Genomic DNA, 24,672 nt, shown 5'->3' with positions numbered 1-24,672 from the left:
AGAAGCACTCTCGGAAGGAGACCTCCATGACGAGGGTCGTCCGTCACCCGTCCGGCAAGGAGCGGCCGCGCAACGCACCGATGGCGACGCTGGACCTGAGACGGGTGGGCAGCCGCATCGGGCGCGTCTGCCTCGGTCACTGTCACACCCTGACCGTCCGTCTGGAGGCCCACCGCGGCACGCCGCGCCCCAAGAAGTGGCGCAGATGGGTCTCCTACACGAACGCCACCAGGGCCGTCTGGCTGCTGGCCACGCTCGCGGTGCTCGCCTGGATCGGGGAGGGCCTGTACATCCTGATCGTGCAGCACACGACCTCCTTCGAGAAGTGGCGGAAGAGCAACGATGGGGTCGGCGCCCTGCTCATCTTCCTAGGTCCGGTCCTCACCGCTTCGCTCGCCGCCGCGCTCTTCCTCTTCTGCTGGTACCGGTGGACCAAGAAGCGCTACCTCGTGAAGGCACGCGAGGACCCGCGGAGACTGGTGCCCACCGCCGGACCGGACACCGCCGAGATCGTCGGCCGTGAGGAGATCGCCCAGGTCATCGCCGAGCGGCTGCGGGACCGCAACACCCGCCGGCCCTATCTGCTCGTCGGCGGTGTCGGCGTGGGGAAGACCGCCGTCCTCGTCCGGCTCACCGAACTGCTGGCCGAGCAGCACGCCGTGCCCGTGCCGATCCGGCTGCGGGACGCGGCCGACGGGACCGACCTGAACTTCGAACGCCTGGCCAGGCAGCGCTTCGCCGACGAGGCCCCCCAGGGCATCCTCGCCCGCGGCAAGACCGAGCGCGTCTGGCAGCAACTCCTCGCGGACGACAAGCCGGTGGTCATCGCCGACGGACTGGAGGAGGCGCTCCTCGACGACGAGCTCCAGCAGAACCGGGACAACATCATCCGCCGGGCCATCGAGCGGGCCTACGCCGAGAAGCTGCCGCTGGTCATCGCCTCCCGCCCGCACAGTCCGCTGGAGAACACCTCCGCGGCGATCGTGGAGCTGGAACCGCTGAGCGGGGAGGCGGCGCTGCGCTTCGTCGCGGCGCACACGCCGGACACGGACGAGCGCCGGGTGGACTGGATCGTGGAGACCGCGGAGGTGACCGAATCGCCCGTCTATCTGCACATCGCCCGCGAACTGCACCGCCACGGAGCCCTGGAGCACGACCGGCCGGGCGACGATCCGCAGCACATGAACACGCGCAGCCGGGACCGCGGCACACTGCGGCTCTGGCTGCTGGAGACGTGGGACGAGGCCCTGTGCGAGGGCCGGCTGCGTGACGACGTCGCACTGGTTCCGCAGGAACGCCGCGACACCCTCGAAGTGGTCTCCGCCCTGGCGTGTATCGGACTGCTCCAGGACAAGCTGGAGGTCGGCCTCGCGGAACTGCTCGACACGGACGTCCACCCCGGTCCGGCGCGGCGCGCGAAGGCCCGGGCGGAGTACCTGTGGACCACGCGACGTCCCTTCGACCGGTACGGCAAACGCCAGAACGTCTTCTCCGAGTGGCACCGGCAACAGATCTGGAACGCGCTCTGCGAGAGGCTCAGCGAAGCGGAGCGGCGGCGTCTGCGTGAGGGGAACCTGGACCAGTGCCATGCCGCCCTCGCCCGCCTGGTCGGCAACGCGGACAAGCTCAAGTTCGTGGAGGGCTTCTCGAGAAAGGTCCGCTTCCCGCACAGCATCATCCAGGCCTACTTCGGCTACCGCCTGCTGAACCACCTGGGCGAGCGGGGCGCCGGCGATCTGACCGAGGAGGCCCTGCAGCCGCCCGGTCCCAGCCGGGAACTGCTGGTGGCTCTGGTGCTGTTGTCCCGTCGACAGGCGGCGGGGCCCAGGACCCGCGGGCGGGGTGTCCGGACCGAGGTGAGGAGGGAGATCCAGGAGCGGGTACGGCAGTCAGCTGTGCAGGGGCGCCCGCTGGCCCACCGGTTGTGCGCGGCCGCGAACCATCGTACGGACGACCCCAAGGCACTCGACATCTACGCGGCGGCCCTGGAGATCGAGAGCGTGGAGGACGACCCGGCACGGCTGAGCGACATCGTCGCTACGGTCCGCGCCCGCTGGGCCGGCATCAAGGGAGACCAGCGCACCGTCGAGGACGCGAAGCTGAGGGTGCTCAAGCAACTCGGGGCCGCGCTGCGGAAGGTGTCCGACAAGATCGACACCACCCCGCTGTACGGACAGCTCTTCGAGTTGAGCATCGAGGAACCGTCGTACTCCATACGTCTGGCCGCGGCCCAGGAGTTCGGCACCGGCGGCAACGCGGCGTTCGCCGTGATCCGCGAGCTGGGTGGCCTGAACAGCGATCCCGTGAAGGAGTACAACGACCGACTCGGCGAGCTGAAGGCATCGAAAAGAACGCAGTACGAGGCATGGGCCCCGCGCATGAGGCGGGCCAGGGCGGCCGGCGCGTCCTCACGGGCCGCCTGCGCCGACCACATCAGGCAGCTGCAGTGCGACCGGCAGGAGATCAACCGGAGTTACCGGAAGCAACGGGTCGATCTGCTCCGGGCGTTCGTGATGCGGGCCTGGATGGTCCCCATGCTCCTGGGCTCCGTCGACGAGGCCCACCGTGACGAGGCCCGGGAACGCCTCACCAAGTGGATGCGCCACCTCGACCCGGCCTTCACCGGCGGCACTCCCGACCTGCCGCTCGCCCTCGAGGCCGCGCTGGCCCAGGGCTTCAAGTACGCGGCCAACCGCCGCAAGCGGCACCCGCAGACCTACCCGGGCGGACGCGCCGACCTGATCCGGCAGGCGGAGACCGTGCTGCAGCAGTCCCGGTGCTGGTACGCGCAGCTCACCCTGCTCCAGGCGCTGTGCCTGTGGGAGCTGCCGGACAGTGTGGGCGTCCACGAGCCGGACGGCGACACCGTGGCGGGGCAGGGCGCCGACCGTAACGGCAAACCCGAGGCCCGGTCGATCACGGGGATGACCGCCGTACAGACCGTCCAGCGCTGGCTGTCGATGGCCGGCACGGTGAACCGGGTACCCGGCCAACCCGGCGTGAACGGCGACGCGACCCGGCGGTGCCTGCATCCGTTCGTCGCCGAGGCGGGCGACATGGTGGCCCTCGCCCTGGAGACCGGACAGCCCGAGCGCTTCCTCTGGATCGACGAGAAGAGCGTCGCCGACAACGTCGGTGCCCGCACCGGCAACCCCTGCGGATACCGTAAGCACAACCTGTGGATTCCGCCCTCGGTCGGGTGGAGCACCCTCGACGCGCGCGCCCAACGCCTCGTCGCCGACCTGCTGGTGATGCTCAACCTCATCGAGCGGGACGGGCACCCGGACGAGGTCGAGGAGCGGCTGGCCCGCATGGAGCAGCCCGACATGGCGCTCCCACCGTGCATCCGTGCGAACCGGGAGCCGCTGCGGCCCGACCTGCGGGCCGGTATCTCGGTTCCGCCCGCGCCGGGCAGCACGTGTCTGCCCGACTGCAAGTTCCAGCTCTGCCCGTACCCGCCCGGGGGCTGTGTGCCCCGGGGAGAGATACGCGAGCCGTTCTGCCGGCAGCAGCAGGCCCTGCTGCCCGGCCGTGTGCGGCGGTACTTCCCCAGGCTGCTGCATCGGAAGACGCCGCCCTGGGTCAGCATGCGGGTACGGGAACTGGACGACTTCTGGAACGCGATGGCCGGGCGGACGAGGAACTAGCGTCCGGCGTCCAGCGGGTTGCGGGTGGCGTCCGGCGTCCAGCGGGTTGCGGGTGGCGTCCGGAGTCCAGCGGGAGGCGGGAGGCGTCCGGCGTTCCGCGGGTACGGCAACGGGCCGCCGTGGATCCGGCGCTTCGGCGGCCCGCTGCCCTCTTCAGTTCGGCCTAGTGGGCCGCGCCCGCGGTCGCCGGCGGGAGTTCCTCCTGTACGCCGGGGTCGCCCGCGTCCGCCGTGTAGTCCTCCGGGGACGTCTCGTCGATACCCTCCGGGGCCTTCAGCGCCTTCAGGACGAAGGTCAGCACCACCGTCACCACCACGTTCAGCACGAACGCCGTCAGGCCGATGTAGCCGATCTCGCCGATGCCGGGGATCTCCTTCGCGGAGCCGCCGAAGTGCTTCTGCGTCGGTGAGGCGACGCCGTACGCGGCGAGGGTGCCGTACACCATGCCGACCGCCCAGCCGGCGAGCAGGGCCCAGCGGTGGAACCAGCGGGTGAACAGGCCGCCGACCAGGGCCGGGAAGGTCTGCAGGATCCAGATGCCGCCCAGCAGCTGGAAGTTGATCGCGACGGTCTTGTCCATCGTCAGGACGAAGGCCAGCGCGCCCACCTTCACCAGCAGCGACACCAGCTTGGAGACGCGGGTCTCCTCCTTCGGCGTGGCGTCCGGCTTGATGAAGTCCTTGTAGATGTTGCGGGTGAAGAGGTTCGCGGCCGCGATCGACATGATCGCCGCCGGGACCAGCGCGCCGATGCCGATCGCCGCGAAGGCCACGCCCGCGAACCAGTCCGGGAACATGTCCTCGAACAGCTGCGGGATCGCCAACTGCCCGTTGCTCACCTTGACTCCGGCCGCGATCGCCATGAAGCCCAGCAGTGCCAGCAGGCCCAGCATGAAGGAGTACAGCGGCAGGATCGTGGTGTTGCGGCGGATCACCTCACGGCTGCGGGAGGAGAGGGTCGCGGTGATCGAGTGCGGGTACATGAAGAGCGCCAGCGCGGAGCCCAACGCGAGCGTGGCGTACGTCCATTGGCCGGCCTCGGCCGGGGCCAGGGCGCCGCGTGGCTTGCCCGTCGCCGGGTTCGTCTGCGCGAACGCGTCACCGGCCTTGGCGAAGATGTCGTCGAAGCCGCCCAGCTTGATCGGGATGTAGATGATCGCCACCGCGATGACGAGGTAGATCAGCGTGTCCTTCACGAACGCGATCAACGCGGGCGCGCGCAGACCCGACGAGTACGTGTACGCGGCCAGCACGCCGAAGGCGATCAGCAGCGGCAGGTCCTTGAGGAACCAGTTGGTGTCCTCGCCGCCGCCGACGCCCATCACGTCCAGCACGGCCTGGATGCCGACCAGTTGGAGCGCGATGTACGGCATGGTCGCCAGGATGCCGGTGACGGCCACCGCCAGCGACAGCCCCTTCGAGCCGAACCGGCCGCGTACGAAGTCCGAGGTGGTCACGTACCCGTGCTTGTGCGAGACCGACCACAGGCGGGGCAGGAAGGTGAAGATCAGCGGGTAGACGAGGATGGTGTAGGGGACCGCGAAGAACCCGGACGCGCCCGCCGCGTAGATCGCCGCCGGCACGGCGACGAAGGTATACGCCGTGTACAGGTCGCCGCCGAGCAGGAACCAGGTGATCCAGGTGCCGAACGACCGGCCGCCCAGGCCCCATTCGTCGAGGCTGTGCTCGTCCGTGGCCCGGCGCCAGCGCGCGGCCAGGAAGCCCAGGATCGTGACGGCCAGGAAGAAGAAGATGAAGACGGCGAGTGCGACGCCGTTCACGCCGTCGTTCACTTCGACGCACCCCCGTTCGTGGACCGGGCGTCGGCACGGCCGCGTTGGTCACGCCGCCACAGCCCGTACGCGGTCATCGTCAGCGCGGTGGAGATCAGCACCCACACCATCTGGTACCAGTAGAAGAAGGGGATGCCGATGAACGCCGGGTCGGTCTTGGCGTACGAACCCACCCACAGCATCGCCACGAACGGCGCGATCAGACAGACGGCGATGACCACGCGGACCGGTGTCACCGTCGGTGGTCTCACTTCAGGCGCATCTGACATTCGGCGGCTCCGTCCCCTCGCTGATCATCTGTGGAATGCGCAGGCAATCTAGGTCACGGCGTCGCAGCTGCGGAACCCCTCGTCCGCATACCGGTATGTGTCGGTTGTGTGTCGGCCGCTGCGGCGGGGTCAGCGGCAACGGAACCGCCTCCCGCACACGTCGACCGCACACGTCGACTGCACAAGTCCGCCGCACAAGTCCGCCGCACAGGTCCGCGGCGCAGGTCGACCGCACAGGTCGACCGCACAGGTCCACCGCACGCGCCGACTGCCCTAGTCGACAGGCCTCTTCAGTCGGGCGACGAACTTGTACCGGTCCCCCCGGTACACCGACCGCACCCACTCCACCGGCTGTCCCTGCCGGTCGAGGGAGTGCCTCGACAGCATCAGCATCGGCAGGCCGACGTCCGTGCCGAGCAGGCCCGCCTCGCGCGGGGTGGCCAGCGAGGTCTCTATGGTCTCCTCGGCCTCGGCGAGATGGATGTCGTACACCTCGGCGAGTGCGGTGTAGAGGGAGGTGTACTTGACCAGTGACCTGCGCAGGGCCGGGAAGCGTTTCGCGCTCAGGTGGGTCGTCTCGATGGCCATCGGTTCGCTGTTCGCCATGCGCAGACGCTCGATGCGCAGCACCCGCCCGCCGGCCGTGATGTCGAGCAACCCGGCGAGCCGGTCGTCGGCGGTGATGTAGCCGATGTCCAGCAGTTGGGAGGTGGGTTCGAGACCCTGGGCGCGCATGTCCTCGGTGTACGAGGTGAGTTGGAGCGCCTGGGAGACCTTCGGCTTGGCGACGAACGTGCCCTTGCCCTGGATGCGTTCCAGGCGTCCCTCGACGACCAGCTCCTGCAGTGCCTGACGGACAGTGGTGCGTGAGGTGTCGAACTCGGCGGCCAGGGTGCGCTCGGGCGGTACCGGCGTGCCGGGCGACTGGGTCTCCGTCATGTCGAGCAGGTGCTTCTTCAGGCGGTAGTACTTGGGCACGCGCGCGGTACGGACACTCGCCCCACCCTCGTTCTCCGCACTGCTGAGGTCGGTGCTCATGCTCTGCCTTCCCGGCTCCGGATGCGCTCACATCGTGGCACGGCAGCGTATCGGGATGTCTTCCGCACGCTCCGTGATCCCTTCTGTATACCGCCGCCATCTCTTTTGGTCTAGTCCACCAAGTCATGTGGTCTATCGGAAGTGTGCCCTCCGGCGTGGATGTTTTCGATGGGTTCTTACTTAAAGGTTCCTCCATATGTAGGTCGCATAACGGCTGGTCAGAGCCCATTCGCCACCCTTGACAGGCCCCTTGGTCTGAGCCAAGCTCCCGGTACTGGTCTACACCATTGGTCCAGGTCCCGGCCCCACGTGCACCGCGGGGTGCCTGGGGGGTTCGAGGGCATCCCTGAGGAGGGTGGCGTGAAGCGCAAGCTGATAGCCGCGATCGGTATCGCGGGCATGATGGTCTCCATCGCGGCGTGCGGGGGCGACGGCGGTGGCGAGGGCTCGGGCAAGAGCGGCGCGGACGCCAAGGAGCTGACGGTCTGGCTCACCGTCGACGCGCAGAACAACTGGCCGGAGCTGGTGAAGGCAGCCGATGCCACGGTCAAGAAGGCACACCCCGGCATCAAGATCAACTACGAGTACTACGGCTGGCCGGACAAGAACGCCAAGCTCGACGCCGTCCTCGCCACCGACAAGGCGCCCGACGTGGTCGAGATGGGCAACACCGAGATGCTCGGCTACATGGTCAAGGGCGCCTTCGCCCCCCTCGACCCGGCGAAGTTCGACAACTCCTCCGCCTGGCTGGACGGCCTCAAGGCCTCGGTGACCTACGACGGCAAGACCTACGGCGTCCCCTACTACGCCGGCGGCCGTGTCGCCAACTGGCGCAAGGACCTGTTCGCCTCGGCGGGCGTCAAGTCCGTCCCCAGGACGTACGCCGAGCTGACCGCCGCCCTGGACACGGTGCAGAAGAAGGAGGGCGACAAGTTCTCCGCCTGGTACCAGCCCACCCGTGACTGGTACGCGGCCATGTCCTTCGTCTACGACGCCGGCGGCTCCATCGCCGTCGAGTCGGGCGGCCAGTGGAAGGGCAACCTCTCCTCGCCCGAGTCGGTCAAGGGCCTCACCGAGTTCAAGAACGTCGTCGACACGTACATGCACGGCGACAAGACCAAGGACGAGTCCGACCGTTACATCGTCTACGGCCAGGGCAGGTCCGGCATGATCTTCGGCGCGGCCTGGGAGGGCACGACCTCCGAGGACCCGAAGAACGACAAGACCGGCAAGCTCAAGGGCGAGCTCCAGAACTTCGTGATGCCCGGCCCGTCCGGCAAGAACCTCCCCGTCTTCCTGGGCGGTTCGGACCTCGCCGTCCCGGTGAAGTCGGACGCGCAGGCCGTCGCCGCCGAGTGGATCAACGCGTTCACCGGTCCCTCCGGCCAGAAGGGCCTGATGGCCAAGGGCAACCTGCCCAACAACAAGACCGACCTCGCCTCGCTGAAGAAGGACCCGGCGACGGCGGTCCCGGCCACCGCGGCCGAGTCCAACTGGTTCGTCCCCATGGCGCCGGGCTGGGGCCAGGTCGAGAAGGCCCAGGTCCTGCAGACCATGCTGCAGAACATCGGCACCGGCAAGAAGTCGGTCGAGGCTGCCGCGAAGGAAGCGGACGCCGCGATCGACAAGGTGATCAACACGAAGTGACGTGAGGGCAGGGCCTGGCCGAGTGCGGGGCTCTGCCTCTCGTACGGCCCGCCCGGCGCGGGCTCTGCCTCTCGTACGGCCCGCCCGGCGCGGGGCGTCTGCTTGTGTACGACCCGAGGGACCGCTGAGGAGCGCGCGGATGAGTGCCGACACGACCACCCCTGCCAAGGTGCCGCCGCCGCGGCAGGCACCGCCGCCCCCTGTCGCGGACGCCCCCCGCAGAAAGCGGACGCCGGGCGGGGCCGGCACCCCCTGGCTGCTGCTCGCCCCCTGCCTGCTGATCCTCGGGCTGGTCCTCGGCTATCCGCTGGTCCGCATGGTCACCCTCTCCTTCCAGAAGTTCGGCCAGTCCCAGCTGTGGGGCTTCCAGCCGGCCGAATCGGTCGGATTCGACAACTTCACGGGCATCCTGAGCGATGGCGAGTTCTGGGCGGTCGTCGTCCGGACCATCGTCTTCGCGGCCGGCTGCGTCACCTTCACCATGGTCTCCGGCATGGCGATCGCCCTGCTGCTCCAGCGAGTCTCCGGCTGGGTGAAGGTCCTGATCAACATCGCGCTGGTGGCCAGCTGGGGCATGCCGATCGTCGTCGCCACGACCGTCTTCAAGTGGCTGTTCGATGCGGACTACGGCATCCTCAACGCGGTCCTCAGCAAGCTGCCCGGCGTCGACCTCATCGGCCACAACTGGTTCGCGAGCGGTCCGCAGGGCCTGGTCGTGATCATGTTGCTGGTGGTCTGGGGCGCCGTGCCCTTCGTGGTCATCACGCTCAGCGCCGGTCTCACCCAGGTCCCCAAGGAACTGGAGGAGGCGGCCCGCCTCGACGGCGCGGGCTCCTGGAACGTCTTCCGGTACGTCACCCTGCCCATCCTCAAGCCGATCGTCGTGATGCTCACGACCCTCTCGGTCATCTGGGACATGGGCGTCTTCCCGCAGGTCTTCGTGATGCGCAACGGCCATCCCGAGGCGGAGTTCCAGCTCCTGACCACCTACTCCTACGACCGCGCGTTCGTCGTCAACGACTACGCGCAGGGCTCGGCGATCGCCCTGCTGACCGTGCTGTTGCTGTTGGGCGTGGTCGCCGTCTACATGCGCCAGATGCTGAAGATCGGAGAGGTCGAATGAGCACGCTGACGACTCCCGTGCGGACCCCCGTGCGGACGACCGGGGGGACACCCGGGGGGACCCCCGCACCCCGGAAGTCGAAGGCCGGCTGGAACCTCCTCGGCCTCCTCGTCTTCGTCACCGCCGGCTTCCCCGTCTACTGGATGCTGAACACGGCGTTCAAGCCGGCCAAGGACGCCATCGACCCGGACCCGAGCCTGCTGCCCACGGGCCTGACGCTCTCCAACTTCAGCCGGGCGCTGGACATCGCCGACTTCTGGGGCCCGGTCGGCCGCAGCCTGATCGTGTCGCTCGCGGTGGTCGTGATCGGCATGGTCGTCGGCATGCTGGCCGCGCTCGCCATCTCCCGGTTCGCCTTCCGCGGCCGCAAGATCGTGATCGTGGGCATCCTCGCCGTGCAGATGATCCCGCTGGTCGCGATGATCATCCCGGTGTTCCTGCTGCTCAACGACCTCGACCAGTACGACAAGCTCTCCGGCCTGATCATCACCTACCTGACCTTCATCCTCCCTTTCACGGTGTGGACGCTGCGCGGATTCATCGTCAACATCCCGAAGGAACTGGAGGAGGCGGCGATGGTCGACGGCTGCTCCCGCACCGGCGCCTTCGTCCGCGTGGTCTTCCCGCTGCTGGCTCCCGGCATGGTCGCCACCTCGGTCTACGGTTTCATCCAGGCCTGGAACGAGTACCTGTACGCCCTCATGCTGCTCAGCCAGAAGAACCAGACCGCGACCGTATGGCTCGGTAACTTCACCACCAAGCACGGCACCGAATACGCCCCGATGATGGCCGGAGCCACCATGATGGCCGTGCCGATCGTGGTCCTCTTCCTCCTCGTTCAGCGCAAGATGGCCGCGGGCCTGACCGCGGGCGCCGTGAAGGGATAACGCCACCCGATGACGACAACCGCCGGCGGTACCACTGCATTCGATCCGGAAAAGGATGGCCTCACGCGCGACGCGCTGACGGTCCTCCAGCCCGGCTTCCCGGGCACCACCGCCCCCGACTGGCTGCTTCGCCGCCTCGGCGAGGGCCTCGCCTCGGTCGGCCTGTTCGGCCGCAACATCGCCTCGCCCGAGCAACTGGCGGCCCTGACGGCCCAGCTGCGCGCCGAGCGGGACGACGTGCTGGTCGCGATCGACGAGGAGGGCGGAGACGTCACGCGCCTGGAGGCGCGCACGGGCTCCGGTTTCCCGGGCAACCACGCGCTGGGCGCGGTGGACGACGTGGAGCTGACGAGGGAGGTGGCCGCCGAACTCGGCCGCCGCCTCGCCGCCTGCGGGGTGAACTTCAACTGGGCGCCCTCGGCCGACGTGAACTCGAACCCGTCCAACCCGGTGATCGGCGTACGGTCCTTCGGCGCCGCCCCCGACCTGGTCGCCCGGCACACCGTGGCCTACGTCACCGGCCTCCAGTCCGCGGGAGTCGCCGCCTGCACCAAGCACTTCCCGGGCCACGGCGACACGGCGATCGACTCCCACCACGCGCTGCCCCGCATCGACGCGGACGCCACGGTCCTGTACGACCGTGAACTGGCCCCGTTCCGCGCGGCGATCGCCGCCGGCACCCGCGCGGTGATGACCGCCCACATCCTGGTCCCGGCCCTGGACCCGGACCGCCCGGCCACCCTGTCCCGCCGGATTCTCACCGACCTGCTGCGCGGCGAACTCGGCTACGACGGCCTCATCGTCACCGACGGCATGGAGATGCGGGCCATCGCCGCCACCTACGGCATCGAACGCGGCAGCGTTCTCGCCCTCGCCGCCGGTGCCGACGCCATCTGCGTGGGCGGCGGCCTGGCCGACGAGGAGACGGTACGCCGCCTCCGGGACGCCCTCGTCACGGCCGTACGCTCCGGCGACCTCCCCGAGGAACGCCTCGCCGACGCGGCGGAACGGGTCCGGGCCCTGGCCCGTTGGACCGCTTCCGCCCAGGCGGCTTCCCCGGCCACCACCGTCGGTGACATCGGTGACATCAGCGAGGTCGGCCTCCGTGCCGCCCGTCGCGCCCTGCGCCTCACCGGTCTCGAGGGCTTCACCCCGCTCACCGAAGCCCCGTACGTCGCCGCGTTCACTCCGGTGGCGAACATCGCCGTGGGCGACGAGACCCCCTGGGGTGTGGCGGCGGAGCTGACCCGTCTGCTCCCCGGCACGGAGACCGGCACCTTCACGGACGAGCACGCCGGTGCCACAGCCCTGACGGCGGCCCACGGACGTCGCATCGTGGCCGTCGTCCGCGACGAGCACCGCCACCCCTGGATGGCGGCGGCCCTCGACACCCTCCTGTCGTCCCGCCCCGACGCGATCGTCGTCGAGATGGGCCTCCCGCAGGCCACCCCCCGGGGCGCCCTCCACATCGCCACCCATGGCGCGGCCCGTGTCTGCGGCCGAGCGGCGGCGGAGGTCATCGCCGGGGAGCAGCCCGCAGTCCGTACGACAACGAAGGCGCCGACTGTCCGTACGACGCCGAGGGCCCGGCCGGTCCAGGGACGGCGGCGGTGAGGGCCCGGCCGGCCCAGGGACGTCAGTGGTCGCTCAGGGCGGTCGACGTACCGTCGACCGCCCCCGCTGCGCGGACCGTCTTTCCTGGTGCGCCCGCACCCGACGCGCCTGTTTCGCAGGCCGGCGCCCGGGCGGACCCTGTCATCAGATGCCCTGCCAGTCCGGCTTGTGGGCGAACGTGTACCGGAAGTAGTCCGCCAGCTTCAGCTTGGACGCGGCAGCCTCGTCGACCACGACCGTGGCGTGCGGGTGGAGTTGGAGTGCGGAGGCGGGGCACACCGCCGCGACCGGCCCCTCCACGGTCGCCGCGACCGCGTCCGCCTTGCCCTCGCCGGTGGCGAGGAGCACCAGGTGCCGTGCCTCCAGGATCGTCCCGATGCCCTGGGTGATCACGTGGTGCGGCACCTGATCGATGTCACCGTCGAAGAAGCGCGCGTTGTCCACCCGGGTCTGCTCGGTCAGCGTCTTGATCCGGGTCCGCGAGGCCAGCGACGAGCACGGCTCGTTGAACCCGATGTGACCGTCGGTCCCGATCCCCAGCAGCTGCAGGTCCACCCCGCCGGCCTCGGTCAGCGCCCTGTCGTACGCAGCGCACGCCCCTTGCACGTCCTCGGCCGTGCCGTCGGGGCCCATGAACGCGACCATCCCGATCCCGAGGGGCTCCAGGACCTCGCGCCGCAGCACGGAACGGTACGACTCCGGATGGTCGGCCGCCAGCCCCACGTACTCGTCGAGCTGCGCTATCCGCGCTCGGGAGGAGTCCACGGCACCGGAGCGGACCTGCGCCGCCAGTGCCTCGTAGACGGGCAGCGGCGTGGAGCCGGTGGCCACGCCCAACAGGGCGTCGGGCGTGCGCCGGAGCAGCTGGGCCATGGCTCCGGCGATGAGCTCGCCGCCCGCCTTGGCGTCCGGAACGATGACAACTTCCACGCTGGCCTGCCGATCTGAAGAAACGGTCTGAACAGAGGGGACTCGACGGGGACCCGGGAGGGGTCTATGTGGTTTAGACCAATCTAACAGAGCCACCCTTTTCGGCCCAGGTGTCCACCAGGCTCCGAGGTCGCTCGCCGACAATTGTCCGGCCAGTGAACCATTCGTCCCGGGCCTACGCTCCGCCCGTCTCACGCCGGGGCAGAGGGCCCACCGCCCGCGCCACCGTCGAGCGCACCCACCAGCAGGCGCGCGACGGCGCGAGCCGGGCGGAGTCGGAAGGGCTCGCGGAAATCGCCATGGCCGTCCGGCCTCGCACAGGAACCCACGCGGGTAGGCTGCTTGAGGGATGCCAGGACGTCCGAGTGGTGCGGACGCGGCGGGGGAAAGTCCCCAGAACAAACAGCCTCCCATGCATGGACACACGTAGTGGTCTAGTCCACAATGCGTGGAGGCAACTGAAAACGAAAGAACTTCCGCCCTCCCCGCACAGGAGGACGGACGAGGAACCGGAGCTCTCTGCCCTGACTGCCCCGGGTCCTCATCCTTCGGCCGACCGGGACCGCACACCCCACGGCCGATGTTGCTCCGGGCTGCGGTGCCGGGAGGGCTGAGGGTCCCTCCCAGGCGCCGCGGCCCGCGGGTGTTTCCCGGGCCGCCCACGGCTGGTCCCGGGCGAGGTCCGTACCGCCAGGTACGCTCGCACACGTGCCCTCCATGAACGAACTCGTACGCCAGCACACGGCCCTCGGCGACTCCGACCTCGAGTGGCTCCACCTGCTGGTCTCGGAGTGGCAGTTGCTCTCCGACCTCTCCTTCGCCGATCTCGTCCTGTGGGTCCCCACCCTCGACGGCACCCGGTATGTGTCGGTTGCCCAGATGCGGCCCAACACCGGCCCCACCTCGTACCAGGACGACATGGTCGGCCACCTCGTCCCGCGCGGCCGCCGCCCCATGCTGGACCTCGCGCTCGACGAGGGCAGGATCGTCCGCGAGGGCGATCCCGAGTGGCGCGAAGAGGTCCCCGTCCGGATCGAGTCCATTCCCGTACGACGGGAGGGGCGTGTCCTCGGGGTCATCGCCCGCAACACCAACCTCCTCACCGTGCGTACCCCGAGCCGCCTGGAGCTGACGTATCTCCAGAGCGCCTCGGACCTCGCGCAGATGATCGCGGCCGGTGCTTTCCCGTTCGCGAACCAGCAGGTCGACATGGACGCCTCGCCCCGCGTGGGCGACGGTCTGATCCGTCTCGACGCGGACGGCGTCGTCCAGTACGCCTCGCCGAACGCGCTGTCCGCCTACCACCGCCTCGGTCTCGCCTCCGACCTGGTCGGACAGCACCTCGGCCGGACCACCGCCGAACTCGCCCCGAGTCATGGGCCGGTGGACGAGGCACTCGCCAAGGTGGCCAGCGGCTGGGCGCCGCGGGAGTTCGAGATCGAGTCCGACGACGGAGTGATCCAGTTCCGGGCGATCCCGCTCAAACCCAAGGGCACCCGCATCGGTTCGCTGGTCCTGCTCCGTGACGTCACCGAACTGCGACGCCGCGAGCGCGAGTTGATCACCAAGGACGCGACCATCCGGGAGATCCACCACCGGGTGAAGAACAACCTCCAGACGGTGGCCGCCCTGCTGCGGCTGCAGGCCAGGCGTATCGAGTCCGACCGCGGCCGCGAAGCCCTCGAAGAGGCGGTACGGCGAGTCGGGTCGATCGCGATCGTGCACGAGACGCTCTCCCAGAACTTGGACGAGCGGGTGGAGTTCGACGAGATCGCCGACCGGGTCCTCGCGATGGTCGCCGAGATCTCCCCGGGCAAGGTCACCGGCCGACGCACCGGCCGCTTCGGCATCCTGGACGCGGAGGTCGCCACCCCGCTGTCGATGGTCCTGACCGAGATCCTCCAGAACGCCCTCGAACACGGCTTCCGCGAGGGGGAGACCGGCACGGTCGAGGTCTCGGCCGTACGCGGCGGCACCACGCAGGAGATCCGCCTGCTGGTCACCGTCCAGGACGACGGCCGCGGCCTCCCCGCCGGCTTCGACCCCCACACCAGCGGCAACCTCGGCCTCCAGATCGTACGAACACTGGTGGAGGGCGAGTTGGGCGGCACCTTCGACATGGTCCCGGCCCCGGAGCGGGGGACCAGGGTGATCCTCGACGTTCCGGTGCGGGCGCACAAGTAACGCCGTACGAAAGGCCCTGTGGGAGCCGGCGCTGGGTGGAGTGGCCCGCGCGCACGGACGTCGGCTCCGGTGGCACAGCAAAGAGCCCCGGACCATTGAGGGTCCGGGGCTCTGTATGCTCGTTGCCAGCAATTGCTGCGCATCGGGGGTACTGCGCGCTGCGGCTCGGGGGCGGGAGATGCGTACTCGCTGTACGTGCCGCCAAGCTCAGGCTGTTTGCGGGGCGGGTGTTGTCAGGCGGAAGCCTGACGGGCCCGGTTGCGGGCGGCGCGGCGCTTCATCGCACGGCGCTCGTCCTCGCTGAGACCACCCCAGACGCCGGAGTCCTGGCCGGACTCGAGCGCCCACTGCAGGCACTGATCCATTACGGGACAGCGACGGCAGACGGCCTTGGCTTCCTCGATCTGCAGCAGCGCAGGACCGGTGTTGCCGATGGGGAAGAAGAGCTCCGGGTCTTCCTCGCGGCAAACGGCGTTGTGACGCCAGTCCATGGCTGCTACCTCTCCTTGACATTACATGCATGTTGCTTGTGAATGTGAACGCTTTCACGAATCCCTCAACAAGTGAAGGGCCGACCGCCAGGTTGCCTGGCGTAGGTCCTGTGAATTGAAGAGGGGTTCTGGTGATCAGTGGAGGCCGATGTTGCGGGCCGTCTCGATCACCACGTAGAGACTCGCAAACCTCAGCGACGGATACAACCCCTTCTGGAAAGTTTTTTTTGATTCCTCGGTGTCGGCTAGGTCACAGCCGTACTTCCATGGGGTGGATCCTGGTCTAAACGTTCGAGTGAAAGGACTTTAGCCTCTTCTGCTCACACAATCACACGCAGTGCACGGCGTACGCCTGTGAACGTCACGCTCGTTCGCAGTCCTAGGTGGTCGCCGTCCATCTGAAGGGGGAGCGGCACCTTCGAATGCAAGGTGAACTGGTCCATGTCGTGCAGCGAGACGGCATGCTTGCCGTGCGGTCCGCGCTCGGGGGACGAAGTGAGCAACTGGGTGCCATACCGGGCAACCGCGGTCGTCGTCATACGGCTGAGACCGAGTACATCGAGGCCTTTATCGAACGAGGCCTTAGGCGACGCGTACATCGGGTGATTGCCCAGGAAGGTCCACGGAGAGGTGTTCGAGACTATGGACAGCACCAGATCGGACACCGGCTCGGCGTTCGGCCGTTCCAGGGTGATCGTGCCCTGCCGGCGGTGTGCCTCGCCGAAGAACTGGCGCAGCGCCTGGCGGACGTAGAGCGCGTGGGTGGACTTCCTGCCGCGTTCGCGCTGCTGCTCGACCCGTCCGACCACGCCGGCGTCGAAGCCGAGCCCCGCGTTGAAGGTGAACCAGCGCCCCGGCAGGGCCTCGTCCCCGGTGCCGGGCGTACCCGAGGCCAGACCCAGACCCACGGTGCGTTCGCTCTCCTTGCGCAGGGCGTCCAGCAGGGCGCCGGTCGCCTCCACCGCGTCGTTGGGCAGGCCCAGGGCGCGGGCGAAGACATTGGTGGAGCCGCCGGGAACCACCGCGAGGCGGGGCAGACGCTCAGGGTCCGGGCCGGCGTGCAGCAGGCCGTTGACGACCTCGTTGACCGTGCCGTCACCGCCGAGGGCCACCACCAGGTCGATGTCCGTGCTCTCCGCCGCCTGCCGGCCGAGGTCGCGCGCGTGGCCGCGGTACTCGGTGGTGACCGCGTCCAGCTTCATCTCGCTCGCCAGCGCATGAATCAGGACATCGCGCGTACGTGCGCTTGTGGTGGTTGCCGCCGGATTGACCACGAGAAGTGCACGCATGGATTGCAGCGTACCTACTGGGTGGTACCGGGCACAGGGCGGGCGGGGATCAGGCAGGACTTCAGGGCGTGAACCTCGACACGGAGGCGTACCGGGCGAGAGCTGGTGCCTGTCGCGGCACTAGGCTTCAACGGTGAGCGCTGATCAGAACTCCACCCCGGACATCGCGGAAGCCGCCCGTCGGGCGGGCCCCCGTCCCGGTCGGCTGACCGCCGCGGCTGCACTGGCCGCGCTGGAGGGACTCGCCCTGGTCGTCGGCGGTGCCTGGATGCTCGTCGAGGGCCTCGCGGGTGCCCCGGACGACCGTCAGTCGGCCGTCACCGGGGGTATCACCCTGATTCTGCTCGCACTGCTGCCGCTGCTCGCCGCGCGCGGGCTGCTCGGCCGGCGCAGCTGGAGCCGGGGCCCGGCCGTGATCACGCAGATCATGGCGCTGCCGGTGGCCTACAACCTGCTCCAGGCCGACAGCGTGGCCATTCCGGCGGGGATCGCGCTCGCCGTGGTCGCGATCGCCGCGCTGGTGCTGCTGGTCAGTCCGGCGACGACCCAGGCCCTCGGGATCAAGGGGCCGGGTCGTTCGCAGAAACCCAGCAAGTAGCCCTTCGGCTACTCCTCCACCAGCAGCTTCTCCCGCAGCTGGGCCAGAGTGCGGGCCAGCAGCCGGGAGACGTGCATCTGTGAGATGCCGACCTCCTGCGCGATCTGCGACTGGGTCATGTTGCCGAAGAAGCGCAGCAGCAGGATCCGCTTCTCCCGCGGGGGCAGGTCCTCGAGGAGCGGCTTGAGGGACTCGCGGTACTCGACACCCTCCAGTGCCTCGTCCTCCGAGCCCAGGGTGTCCGCGACCGCCGGGGACTCGTCGTCGGTGTCGGGAACGTCCAGGGACAGCGTGGAGTACGCGTTGGCGGACTCCAGGCCCTCCAGGACCTCCTCCTCCGAGATGGCCAGCTTCTCGGCCAACTCGTGCACGGTCGGGGAGCGGCCGTGCTGCTGGGACAGCTCGGCGGTGGCTGTCGTCAGGGCCAGCCGCAGCTCCTGGAGTCTGCGCGGGACACGCACCGCCCAGCCCTTGTCGCGGAAGTGCCGCTTGATCTCGCCGACGACCGTTGGCGTCGCGTAGGTCGAGAACTCGACGCCCCGGTCCGGGTCGAAGCGGTCGACCGACTTGATCAGGCCGATGGTGGCGACCTGGGTGAGGTCGTCCAGCGGCTCACCGCGATTGCGGAAGCGGCGCGCGAGGTGCTCCACGAGCGGCAGGTGCATACGGACCAGCTGGTTGCGCAGCTCCGCGTACTCCGGGCTGCCGTCCTTCAGGGCGCGCAGCTCGACGAACTTGGCGCGCGCCCCGCTGCGGTCCGGATGATGCGCGGCCTGCACACGCGGCACATTCCGCGCGGGCGGCGCGGGCGGCACAGGCGGCGCGCTCGTCGCGTCGATCTCGGAGTTTCGCTCGTGCTCGCTCATCGTCCCGCCCGTCGCCCTTCCCTGAGCCCTCGCCTCGACTCGGACAGGGGTGGCCTCGATCCCTCCGTCCAGAGGCGTGCTCTGCACGGCACCTTCCCGATCACCCTGCCCGTCGTCCAGGAGGCCCGCCTCCGAGGAGCCGTCCTCCGGGTGCGGCCGGGCCTGCTCGGGGATGCCGTCGATGCCGTCCGCCATGCGTCGGGATGTGCTCGGACCGCCCGCGCCCGCGGCGGCCGGCAACTCCTGTGTGCCGCGCTCTTCGTCCCGCACCGGCCCGTCCCCGTTCCTCACGCCGGCCCGGGTCCGGCGCCGCGCTGTTTGTAGAGGCTGATCGAAACGGTCTTGTCCTCGTCCACGGCTGATGAGACCTTGCCCGCCAGGGCCGACAGCACCGTCCACGCGAAGGTGTCCCGTGCCGGGGCGTGACCGTCCGTGGTCGGCGCCGACACGGTGACCTCCAGTGAGTCGTCGACGAGACGGAACACGCAGCTGAGGACCGAGCCGGGCACGGCCTGCTGGAGCAGGATCGCGCAGGCCTCGTCCACGGCGATGCGCAGATCCTCGATCTCGTCGAGGGTGAAGTCCAAACGGGCCGCGAGGCCGGCCGTGGCCGTACGCAGCACCGACAGGTAGGCACCCGCGGCCGGCAGCCGGACTTCAACGAAGTCCTGGGTCGCGGGCTCGCCTGCGATCTGGGACACCCTCACCTCCAAGGTGGTACAAGCTGTTCGGGGCCGAGGGGTCGCCCCCCGGGGTAACGCGATATGTGTTCAGCGGTGACGCTATCGCGCTCTGAACTTTCCTGTCCCCGGGACCCCAGCCCCGCGCTGTCACTCATAGTAAACACACGGATACGCTCCGTGGCTAGGGGGTCCGCGGGCCCAATTGGGAAGAGCGCGCGTCGGGTTGACGTACCCAGAGGTCAGGCCTTCGAACCGTCCGGATCGAAGGTCAAACGAGGACGTGGTCGACGAAGCACCACCGCCACGCCTCGCCGGGCTCGAACGTCCGCATAATCGGGTGTCCGGAGTCCTTGTAGTGCTCGGTCGCGTGCCGTCCCGGCGAGGAGTCGCAGCATCCGACGTGACCGCAGGTCAGGCACAGCCGCACTTGTATCGGGTGCGTCCCGGCCGCCTGACACTCGAGGCACGTGTCGCTCAGCGGCTCGGGTTCCGGGTGCGGCAGCTCGTCGGCGTGCGTGCACTGTTTCATGATTGCCAGATTACGACGGGTGTGCGGATTGCCGCGCGGAAAAACCGAGGGCGGGCGCACGAATGTACGAGGCGGGGCGCACCACGATGAACGAGGGCGGGCGAGAAGCATGGACGTGATGCCACTGTTGTTGCTGGTGGCGGGCAGTGCCGCGGTCGCGGCGGCCGCCCGGCGGACCCCGGTACCGGCGCCGCTGCTGCTGGTCGCGGTCGGTTTGCTGATCAGTTACGTCCCCGGAGTCCCCGGCTACACCCTCGACCCGCACATCGTCCTGCCGCTCGTACTGCCCCCGCTGCTGTACACGGCGGCCACCGACAGTTCCTACCTCGACCTGCGCGCGCAACTGCGGCCCGTGGCGCTTCTGTCCGTCGGGTACGTCCTCTTCGCGACCTTCGCCGTCGGCTGGGCCGCCTATCTGATCGTGCCGGAGCTGCCGCTGACCGCGGCCCTGGTGCTGGGCGCGGTGGTGGCGCCGCCCGACGCCGTCGCGGCCACGGCGGTCGCGCGCCGGGTCGGCCTGCCGTCCAAGATCACCACGATCCTGCAGGGCGAGTCCCTGGTGAACGACGCCACCGCGATCACCGCCTACCGGGTGGCCCTCGCCGCCGCGGTCGGCGAGGGGGCCACCTGGGCCGGCGGGATCGGTGAGTTCCTGCTCGCGGCGGTCGGCGGTGTCGGCTTCGGGCTGGCGCTCATGGTGCCGCTCCACTGGCTGCGCACCCACCTGAAGGAGGTGCTGCTGCAGAACACGCTCTCCCTGCTCATCCCGTTCGTCGCGTACGCGACCGCCGAGCAGGTGCACGCCTCCGGTGTCCTCGCGGTCGTGACCGTGGCGCTCTATCTCGGCCACCGCGCGTGGGAGGTCGACTTCGCGACCCGCCTTCAGGAGGAGGCCGTCTGGAAGATGGTCGCGTTCGTCCTGGAGTCCGCGGTGTTCGCCCTGATCGGACTGCAACTACCGGTGATCCTCAAGGGTCTCGGGGAGTACGAAGGGTGGCATGCCGCCCTGTACGCGATCGCGATCTTCCTCGTGGTCGTCGTCTCCCGCTTCGTCTGGGTGTATCCGGCGACCTTCCTGCCCCGCCTGCTGTCGGCGCGGATCCGGGAACGCGAGGACAACCCGACCTGGAAGGGGCCCTTCGTGATCGCCTGGGCGGGCATGCGGGGCGTGGTCTCCCTGGCCATCGCCTTCTCCATCCCGCTGACCATGAAGAGCGGCGAACCCTTCCCGGGGCGCAACCTCATCCTGTTCCTGACCTTCACCACGGTCATCGGCACCCTGGTCCTCCAGGGCCTGACCCTGCCCCCGCTGGTCCGCCTCCTGAAGCTCCCCGGCAGGGACCAGCAGACCGAGACGCTCGCGGAGGCCAACGCCCAGGCCCAGGCCTCCAGGATCGCCGAGCAGCGTCTGGACGAGCTCCTCTCCGACGAGCGCAACACCCTCCCGGGTCCCCTGGCCGACCGCCTGCGCTCGGTCCTGGAGCGCCGCCGCAACGCCGTCTGGGAACGCCTCGGCCAGGTCAACCCGCTCACCGGCGACAGCGTCGACGACACCTACCGGCGGCTGTCCCGGGAGGTGATCGGCGTCGAGCGCTCGGTCTTCGTCAGACTCCGCGACGCCCGCTACATCGACGACGAGATGCTGCGCACCCTGCTGCGCAGGCTGGACCTGGAGGAGGCGGCGGCCTACCGGGAGGCGATGTAGCGAGGCGGGGAGCAGGGCGGGAGGGCTTATGGGAAGGGCCGGCCGGTGATGACGGCCGCGACCGTCGTCCCGCGCGCGAAGGCGCCTTCTTCTGCCAGGGCGACAAGTCCGTACAGCAACTTGGCGACATAGAGGCGCTCGACCGGGAGCCCGTGGCGGTCCTCGAAGTCCTCGGCGAAGGCGTCGAGCACGGGGGTGGTGCGGGCGTAACCGCCGAAGTGGAAGCGCTCATCGAGCCGCCAGGAGCCGCGCCGGCCGCCGAAGGCCCGGTCCTGGAGTGTCTGTATGTCGGCGGTCAGGAAACCGCCCCTGAGGACGGGAATGCCCAGGGCTCGCTGGTCCGGGGCCAGCCCGGCGGCGAGGCCCGCGAGTGTTCCGCCGGTGCCGCAGGCGAGGGCGACGACGTCGGCGTGCCCGCGCAGTTCCTCGCCGAGAGCGTGACAGCCGCGAACCGCGAGGGCGTTGCTGCCGCCCTCCGGGACGACGTACGCGCCCTCGGCGTCCGCGGCGCGCACCAGGGCCGCCAGCGTCTCCGGTTCGGTCTTGCGGCGGTAAGTCGATCTGTCGACGAAGTGCAGCCGCATACCGTCGGCCGCACACCGGGCCAGCGAGGGGTTCAGGGGCCGGTCGGCCAGCTCCTGGCCGCGGACCGCACCGACGGTGGGCAGGCCGAGCAGACGGCCGGCGGCGGCCGTGGCGCGAAGGTGGTTGGAGTACGCGCCGCCGAAGGTGACGACGGTACGGCCGGCCGCGGCGGTGAGGTTCGGCGCCAGCTTGCGCCACTTGTTGCCGATGAGCTCCGGGTGGATCAGGTCGTCGCGCTTGAGCAGGAGACGGATGCCGTGGCGGGTGAAGCGGTCGTCCTCGATCTCCTGCGCGGGGGAGGGAAGCCGGGGATGCAGGGCGGCAAGGCTGGTCACGGGTCCATTGTCACCGCCCGATACCGGCATCCGTCACTTCAGACGGTCCCGGATCCACCCCCGCATCGACGCCATCGTGAACCCTCGGGGATCCACTTTCCCCGGCTGCCACTCCAGATGGCCGATGACGGAACGTTCCGTCCAGCCGTGGTGGCGGCAGAGCGCGGCGGCCGCCTTCTCGATGGCCTCGAGCTGGGCCTTCGGCCAGGGGTCCTTCCCGTCGCCGAGGTTCTCGCACTCGAAGCCGTAGAAGTGGCGGTTGCCGTCGGTGTTGGCCTCGTTGTCCAGCGGAAGCCCCTTCTCGGCGATCACCGCGCGCAGGACCTCGTCGTCGCCGAACCCCGCGTGGTTGGCGCGGCCGTAGCCGACGAGGTGGACCTTGCCGTCCTTGGTGATGACACCGTGGCACAGCGGGCCGGGCAGGTCCTCGTAGCCGTCGCGGCAGATCTTCACCGTCTGTGCGCTGCCCTTGGTCACGGTGTGATGGATCATCACACCGTTGACCGGCCCCCAGGGGCCCTTGTGGTTGCGGTTGTGATGCTCCCAGTCGCCCACCTCGACGACGGTGAGGCCCTCGGCCCTGAGAGCTGCCAGGAAACTGCCCGCTGACATGGGTGAGGCCATGACCGGCTCCTTAGTGGTGCGCGCCGACCGCGGTGCGCGGCCGTCTCGTATCGCTGCTTCTACCGGAACGTACGGTCCGGACCACTACTTCGCTCAGAGTGCGACTCGGTCCGGACAATGTGGTTCCGCTCGCCCGGGCCGCTCGTCCGGACCGGCTGCCCGGGCTGGCTGCCGGGACCGCTCGTCCGCACCGCCGGCCCGGATCGCGCGCCCCGACCGCTCGTCCGGGCCGCGCGCCCCGACCGCTCCGTCGGCAGCGTCCGACTGGAGAGGAGCCTCCTATGTGCCCAGCCGCCGGTGATCCAACCCCGCTCTTTCGTGTAATAGCACCGGCACCCTCTGTGATGGAAGGCTCGTCCGTGCAGATCGATGCGCGCAGCAGACGCTGCCGCGCATGACCGGGAGGGCAATTCCTTATGTCGGTAGGCGAAGAGGTCCGCACCGAGCAGGACAGGCCGCAGCAGAGTCTCGGCACGGCGGCCGCGCGGAACCTGGCCACCACCACCAAGTCCGTACCCCAGATGCAGGAGATCAGCTCCCGCTGGCTGCTGCGCATGCTTCCCTGGGTGAACGTGCAGGGCGGCACGTATCGGGTGAACCGGCGACTGAGCTACGCCGTCGGAGACGGCCGGGTGACGTTCGTGAAGACCGGCGACAGTGTCGAGGTGATCCCCGCGGAACTCGGCGAACTGCCCGCGCTGCGGTCCTATCAAGACGAGGAGGTGCTCACCGAGCTCGCTCGGCGCTGTGAGCAGCGGGAGTACGAACCAGGAGCCGTGATCGCCGAGTTCGGCAGCCCGACCGGCGAGGTCTTCCTGCTGGCGCACGGCAGGGTCGAGAAGGTCGGCACCGGTCCGTACGGCGACGACGCGGTCCTCGGAGTCCTCGCCGACGGCGCCTACTTCGGCGATCAGGCACTGCTCGACGAGGACGCCATCTGGGAGTACACGGCCCGCGCGGTCACCGCCTGCACGGCGCTGGTGCTGCCCCGCGACGCGGTCGAGCAGATCGCGGAGCGCTCCGACTCCCTGCGCGAACACCTCCAGGAGCGGCGCTCGATCCCCTCGCAGCGCACCAACAAGTACGGCGAGAAGGAGATCGACCTCGCGGCCGGACATGACGGCGAGCCGGACATCCCGCACACCTTCGTCGACTACGAGGCTCGGCCCCGCGAGTACGAACTGAGCATCGCCCAGACCGTGCTGCGCATCCACTCCCGCGTGGCCGACCTCTACAACCAGCCGATGAACCAGACCGAGCAGCAGCTCCGGCTCACGGTCGAGGCGTTGAAGGAACGCCAGGAGCACGAGCTGGTCAACAACCATGAGTTCGGGCTGCTGCACAACTGTGAGTACGACCAGCGGCTCCAGCCGCACGAAGGCGTGCCCGGTCCCGACGACCTGGACGAGTTGCTCAGCAGGCGCCGAGGCACCAAGCTGCTGCTCGCCCATCCGCGCGCGATCTCCGCGATCGGCCGTGAGCTCAACAAGCGCGGACTCGTGCCCGAGACCATCGAGGTGGCGGGCAACCGGATCCCCACCTGGCGCGGGGTGCCGATCTACCCGTGCAACAAGATCCCGGTCACCGAGGCCCGGACGACCTCGATCATCGCGATGCGTACCGGCGAGGCCGAGCAGGGCGTCATCGGCCTCCAGCAGGCCGGGATCCCGGACGAGATCGAGCCGAGCCTGTCCGTCCGCTTCATGGGCATCAATGAGCAGGCGATCATCAAGTACCTGGTGACCGCCTACTACTCGGCGGCGGTGCTCGTGCCCGACGCGCTCGGGGTGCTGGAGAACGTCGAGATCGGCCGCTGGGGGTGACGTTTCCGCACCT

The 24,672-nt window shown here is 69.4% G+C and carries 20 protein-coding genes and 1 pseudogene; 10 read left to right on the top strand and 11 right to left on the bottom strand.

Annotated features, from left to right (window positions below; all coding sequences use genetic code 11):
* Nucleotides 1-26 precede the first annotated feature (26 nt).
* Nucleotides 27-3,647 (top strand): NACHT domain-containing protein, encoded by a 3,621-nt coding sequence (locus tag M2271_RS36360; RefSeq protein WP_280891732.1) that lies wholly within the window; start codon nt 27-29, stop codon nt 3,645-3,647.
* Between the two features lie 163 nt (nt 3,648-3,810).
* Here the strand turns inward: M2271_RS36360 and M2271_RS36355 are convergent, their stop codons facing one another.
* The 3 genes from M2271_RS36355 to M2271_RS36345 form a co-directional block, all read right to left on the bottom strand.
* Complete coding sequence (locus M2271_RS36355; protein WP_280891731.1) at nt 3,811-5,439, bottom strand: sodium:solute symporter family protein; 1,629 nt, start codon at nt 5,437-5,439, stop codon at nt 3,811-3,813.
* On the bottom strand, nt 5,436-5,708 hold the full coding sequence (locus tag M2271_RS36350) for a DUF3311 domain-containing protein (RefSeq protein ID WP_280891730.1): 273 nt from the start codon (nt 5,706-5,708) through the stop codon (nt 5,436-5,438). The genes M2271_RS36355 and M2271_RS36350 overlap by 4 nt, the downstream gene beginning before the upstream one ends.
* 273 nt (nt 5,709-5,981) lie before the next feature.
* Nucleotides 5,982-6,746, bottom strand: coding sequence for a GntR family transcriptional regulator (locus M2271_RS36345; RefSeq protein ID WP_280891729.1), 765 nt, complete (start codon nt 6,744-6,746; stop codon nt 5,982-5,984).
* 360 nt (nt 6,747-7,106) lie between these two features.
* Here M2271_RS36345 and M2271_RS36340 point away from each other — a divergent pair, with 360 nt between their 5' ends.
* The 4 genes from M2271_RS36340 to M2271_RS36325 all read left to right on the top strand — a co-directional run bounded on the left by M2271_RS36340 (nt 7,107) and on the right by M2271_RS36325 (nt 12,017).
* Nucleotides 7,107-8,393 carry an extracellular solute-binding protein gene (locus tag M2271_RS36340; protein ID WP_280891728.1) on the top strand — a complete coding sequence of 429 codons (1,287 nt, stop codon included), beginning with the start codon at nt 7,107-7,109 and terminating at the stop codon, nt 8,391-8,393.
* 139 nt (nt 8,394-8,532) lie between these two features.
* Nucleotides 8,533-9,516, top strand: coding sequence for a sugar ABC transporter permease (locus M2271_RS36335; RefSeq protein ID WP_280891727.1), 984 nt, complete (start codon nt 8,533-8,535; stop codon nt 9,514-9,516).
* Complete coding sequence (locus tag M2271_RS36330) at nt 9,513-10,403, top strand: carbohydrate ABC transporter permease (RefSeq protein WP_280891725.1); 891 nt, start codon at nt 9,513-9,515, stop codon at nt 10,401-10,403. Before M2271_RS36335 ends, M2271_RS36330 begins: the two co-directional genes overlap by 4 nt.
* Before the next feature lie 9 nt (nt 10,404-10,412).
* Entirely contained in the window at nt 10,413-12,017 is a 1,605-nt protein-coding gene (locus tag M2271_RS36325; RefSeq protein ID WP_280891724.1) for a glycoside hydrolase family 3 protein, read from the top strand.
* A gap of 144 nt (nt 12,018-12,161) precedes the next feature.
* Here the strand turns inward: M2271_RS36325 and nagB are convergent, their stop codons facing one another.
* A complete protein-coding gene (gene nagB, locus M2271_RS36320) occupies nt 12,162-12,947 on the bottom strand; it encodes a glucosamine-6-phosphate deaminase (protein ID WP_280891723.1) in 786 nt (261 codons plus the stop codon).
* A gap of 242 nt (nt 12,948-13,189) precedes the next feature.
* On the opposite strand from nagB, the pseudogene M2271_RS36315 reads away from it, so the two are divergent.
* Both M2271_RS36315 and M2271_RS36310 read left to right on the top strand, forming a co-directional pair.
* A pseudogene (locus M2271_RS36315) lies at nt 13,190-13,267 on the top strand (TetR/AcrR family transcriptional regulator); the annotation flags it as partial.
* Nucleotides 13,268-13,664: 397 nt separating this feature from the next.
* Nucleotides 13,665-15,131 carry a PAS domain-containing sensor histidine kinase gene (locus M2271_RS36310; protein ID WP_280891753.1) on the top strand — a complete coding sequence of 489 codons (1,467 nt, stop codon included), beginning with the start codon at nt 13,665-13,667 and terminating at the stop codon, nt 15,129-15,131.
* 233 nt (nt 15,132-15,364) lie between these two features.
* Here M2271_RS36310 and M2271_RS36305 read toward each other — a convergent pair whose 3' ends face one another.
* Together M2271_RS36305 and M2271_RS36300 are read right to left on the bottom strand one after the other, a co-directional pair.
* Nucleotides 15,365-15,622 carry a WhiB family transcriptional regulator gene (locus M2271_RS36305; protein ID WP_006142322.1) on the bottom strand — a complete coding sequence of 86 codons (258 nt, stop codon included), beginning with the start codon at nt 15,620-15,622 and terminating at the stop codon, nt 15,365-15,367.
* Between the two features lie 320 nt (nt 15,623-15,942).
* The gene (locus M2271_RS36300; RefSeq protein WP_280891722.1) at nt 15,943-16,911 is read right to left on the bottom strand and encodes a diacylglycerol kinase family protein; all 969 of its coding nucleotides are present in this window, start codon (nt 16,909-16,911) and stop codon (nt 15,943-15,945) included.
* 133 nt (nt 16,912-17,044) lie between these two features.
* Here M2271_RS36300 and M2271_RS36295 point away from each other — a divergent pair, with 133 nt between their 5' ends.
* Nucleotides 17,045-17,509, top strand: coding sequence for a hypothetical protein (locus M2271_RS36295; protein WP_280891721.1), 465 nt, complete (start codon nt 17,045-17,047; stop codon nt 17,507-17,509).
* A gap of 8 nt (nt 17,510-17,517) precedes the next feature.
* Here the strand turns inward: M2271_RS36295 and M2271_RS36290 are convergent, their stop codons facing one another.
* The 3 genes from M2271_RS36290 to M2271_RS36280 all read right to left on the bottom strand — a co-directional run bounded on the left by M2271_RS36290 (nt 17,518) and on the right by M2271_RS36280 (nt 19,587).
* Nucleotides 17,518-18,666 (bottom strand): RNA polymerase sigma factor SigF, encoded by a 1,149-nt coding sequence (locus M2271_RS36290; RefSeq protein WP_280891719.1) that lies wholly within the window; start codon nt 18,664-18,666, stop codon nt 17,518-17,520.
* Nucleotides 18,663-19,076 (bottom strand): anti-sigma regulatory factor, encoded by a 414-nt coding sequence (locus M2271_RS36285; RefSeq protein ID WP_019058277.1) that lies wholly within the window; start codon nt 19,074-19,076, stop codon nt 18,663-18,665. Before M2271_RS36285 ends, M2271_RS36290 begins: the two co-directional genes overlap by 4 nt.
* A gap of 250 nt (nt 19,077-19,326) precedes the next feature.
* Nucleotides 19,327-19,587: a UBP-type zinc finger domain-containing protein gene (locus M2271_RS36280; RefSeq protein ID WP_280891717.1), complete on the bottom strand. Its 261-nt coding sequence runs from the start codon at nt 19,585-19,587 to the stop codon at nt 19,327-19,329.
* Between the two features lie 109 nt (nt 19,588-19,696).
* On the opposite strand from M2271_RS36280, the gene M2271_RS36275 reads away from it, so the two are divergent.
* Nucleotides 19,697-21,292: a Na+/H+ antiporter gene (locus M2271_RS36275; RefSeq protein WP_280891716.1), complete on the top strand. Its 1,596-nt coding sequence runs from the start codon at nt 19,697-19,699 to the stop codon at nt 21,290-21,292.
* Nucleotides 21,293-21,318: 26 nt separating this feature from the next.
* On the opposite strand, the gene M2271_RS36270 is transcribed toward M2271_RS36275, so the two are convergent.
* Both M2271_RS36270 and M2271_RS36265 read right to left on the bottom strand, forming a co-directional pair.
* Nucleotides 21,319-22,212 (bottom strand): pyridoxal-phosphate dependent enzyme, encoded by an 894-nt coding sequence (locus tag M2271_RS36270; protein ID WP_280891715.1) that lies wholly within the window; start codon nt 22,210-22,212, stop codon nt 21,319-21,321.
* A 33-nt stretch (nt 22,213-22,245) separates the two neighbouring features.
* The gene (locus M2271_RS36265) at nt 22,246-22,836 is read right to left on the bottom strand and encodes an N-acetylmuramoyl-L-alanine amidase (RefSeq protein ID WP_280891714.1); all 591 of its coding nucleotides are present in this window, start codon (nt 22,834-22,836) and stop codon (nt 22,246-22,248) included.
* 416 nt (nt 22,837-23,252) lie between these two features.
* Between M2271_RS36265 and M2271_RS36260 the strand changes: the two genes are divergently transcribed.
* Entirely contained in the window at nt 23,253-24,659 is a 1,407-nt protein-coding gene (locus M2271_RS36260; RefSeq protein ID WP_280891713.1) for a family 2B encapsulin nanocompartment shell protein, read from the top strand.
* Nucleotides 24,660-24,672: the final 13 nt, after the last annotated feature.

It is taken from the genome of Streptomyces sp. LBL, assembly GCF_029893585.1.
Lineage (GTDB): Bacteria > Actinomycetota > Actinomycetes > Streptomycetales > Streptomycetaceae > Streptomyces.
This window is presented reverse-complemented; position numbering and strand designations above follow the sequence as displayed.

Bases quoted from the DNA above. Each gene is read 5' to 3' on its own strand.
- M2271_RS36360 (WP_280891732.1), top strand. From the start codon at position 27: ATGACGAGGGTCGTCCGTCACCCGTCCGGCAAGGAGCGGCCGCGCAAC.
- M2271_RS36350 (WP_280891730.1), bottom strand. From the start codon at position 5,708: ATGTCAGATGCGCCTGAAGTGAGACCACCGACGGTGACACCGGTCCGC.
- M2271_RS36345 (WP_280891729.1), bottom strand. From the start codon at position 6,746: ATGAGCACCGACCTCAGCAGTGCGGAGAACGAGGGTGGGGCGAGTGTC.
- M2271_RS36335 (WP_280891727.1), top strand. From the start codon at position 8,533: ATGAGTGCCGACACGACCACCCCTGCCAAGGTGCCGCCGCCGCGGCAG.
- M2271_RS36330 (WP_280891725.1), top strand. From the start codon at position 9,513: ATGAGCACGCTGACGACTCCCGTGCGGACCCCCGTGCGGACGACCGGG.
- M2271_RS36325 (WP_280891724.1), top strand. From the start codon at position 10,413: ATGACGACAACCGCCGGCGGTACCACTGCATTCGATCCGGAAAAGGAT.
- M2271_RS36310 (WP_280891753.1), top strand. From the start codon at position 13,665: ATGAACGAACTCGTACGCCAGCACACGGCCCTCGGCGACTCCGACCTC.
- M2271_RS36305 (WP_006142322.1), bottom strand. From the start codon at position 15,622: ATGGACTGGCGTCACAACGCCGTTTGCCGCGAGGAAGACCCGGAGCTC.
- M2271_RS36300 (WP_280891722.1), bottom strand. From the start codon at position 16,911: ATGCGTGCACTTCTCGTGGTCAATCCGGCGGCAACCACCACAAGCGCA.
- M2271_RS36280 (WP_280891717.1), bottom strand. From the start codon at position 19,587: ATGAAACAGTGCACGCACGCCGACGAGCTGCCGCACCCGGAACCCGAG.
- M2271_RS36275 (WP_280891716.1), top strand. From the start codon at position 19,697: ATGGACGTGATGCCACTGTTGTTGCTGGTGGCGGGCAGTGCCGCGGTC.
- M2271_RS36265 (WP_280891714.1), bottom strand. From the start codon at position 22,836: ATGGCCTCACCCATGTCAGCGGGCAGTTTCCTGGCAGCTCTCAGGGCC.
- M2271_RS36260 (WP_280891713.1), top strand. From the start codon at position 23,253: ATGTCGGTAGGCGAAGAGGTCCGCACCGAGCAGGACAGGCCGCAGCAG.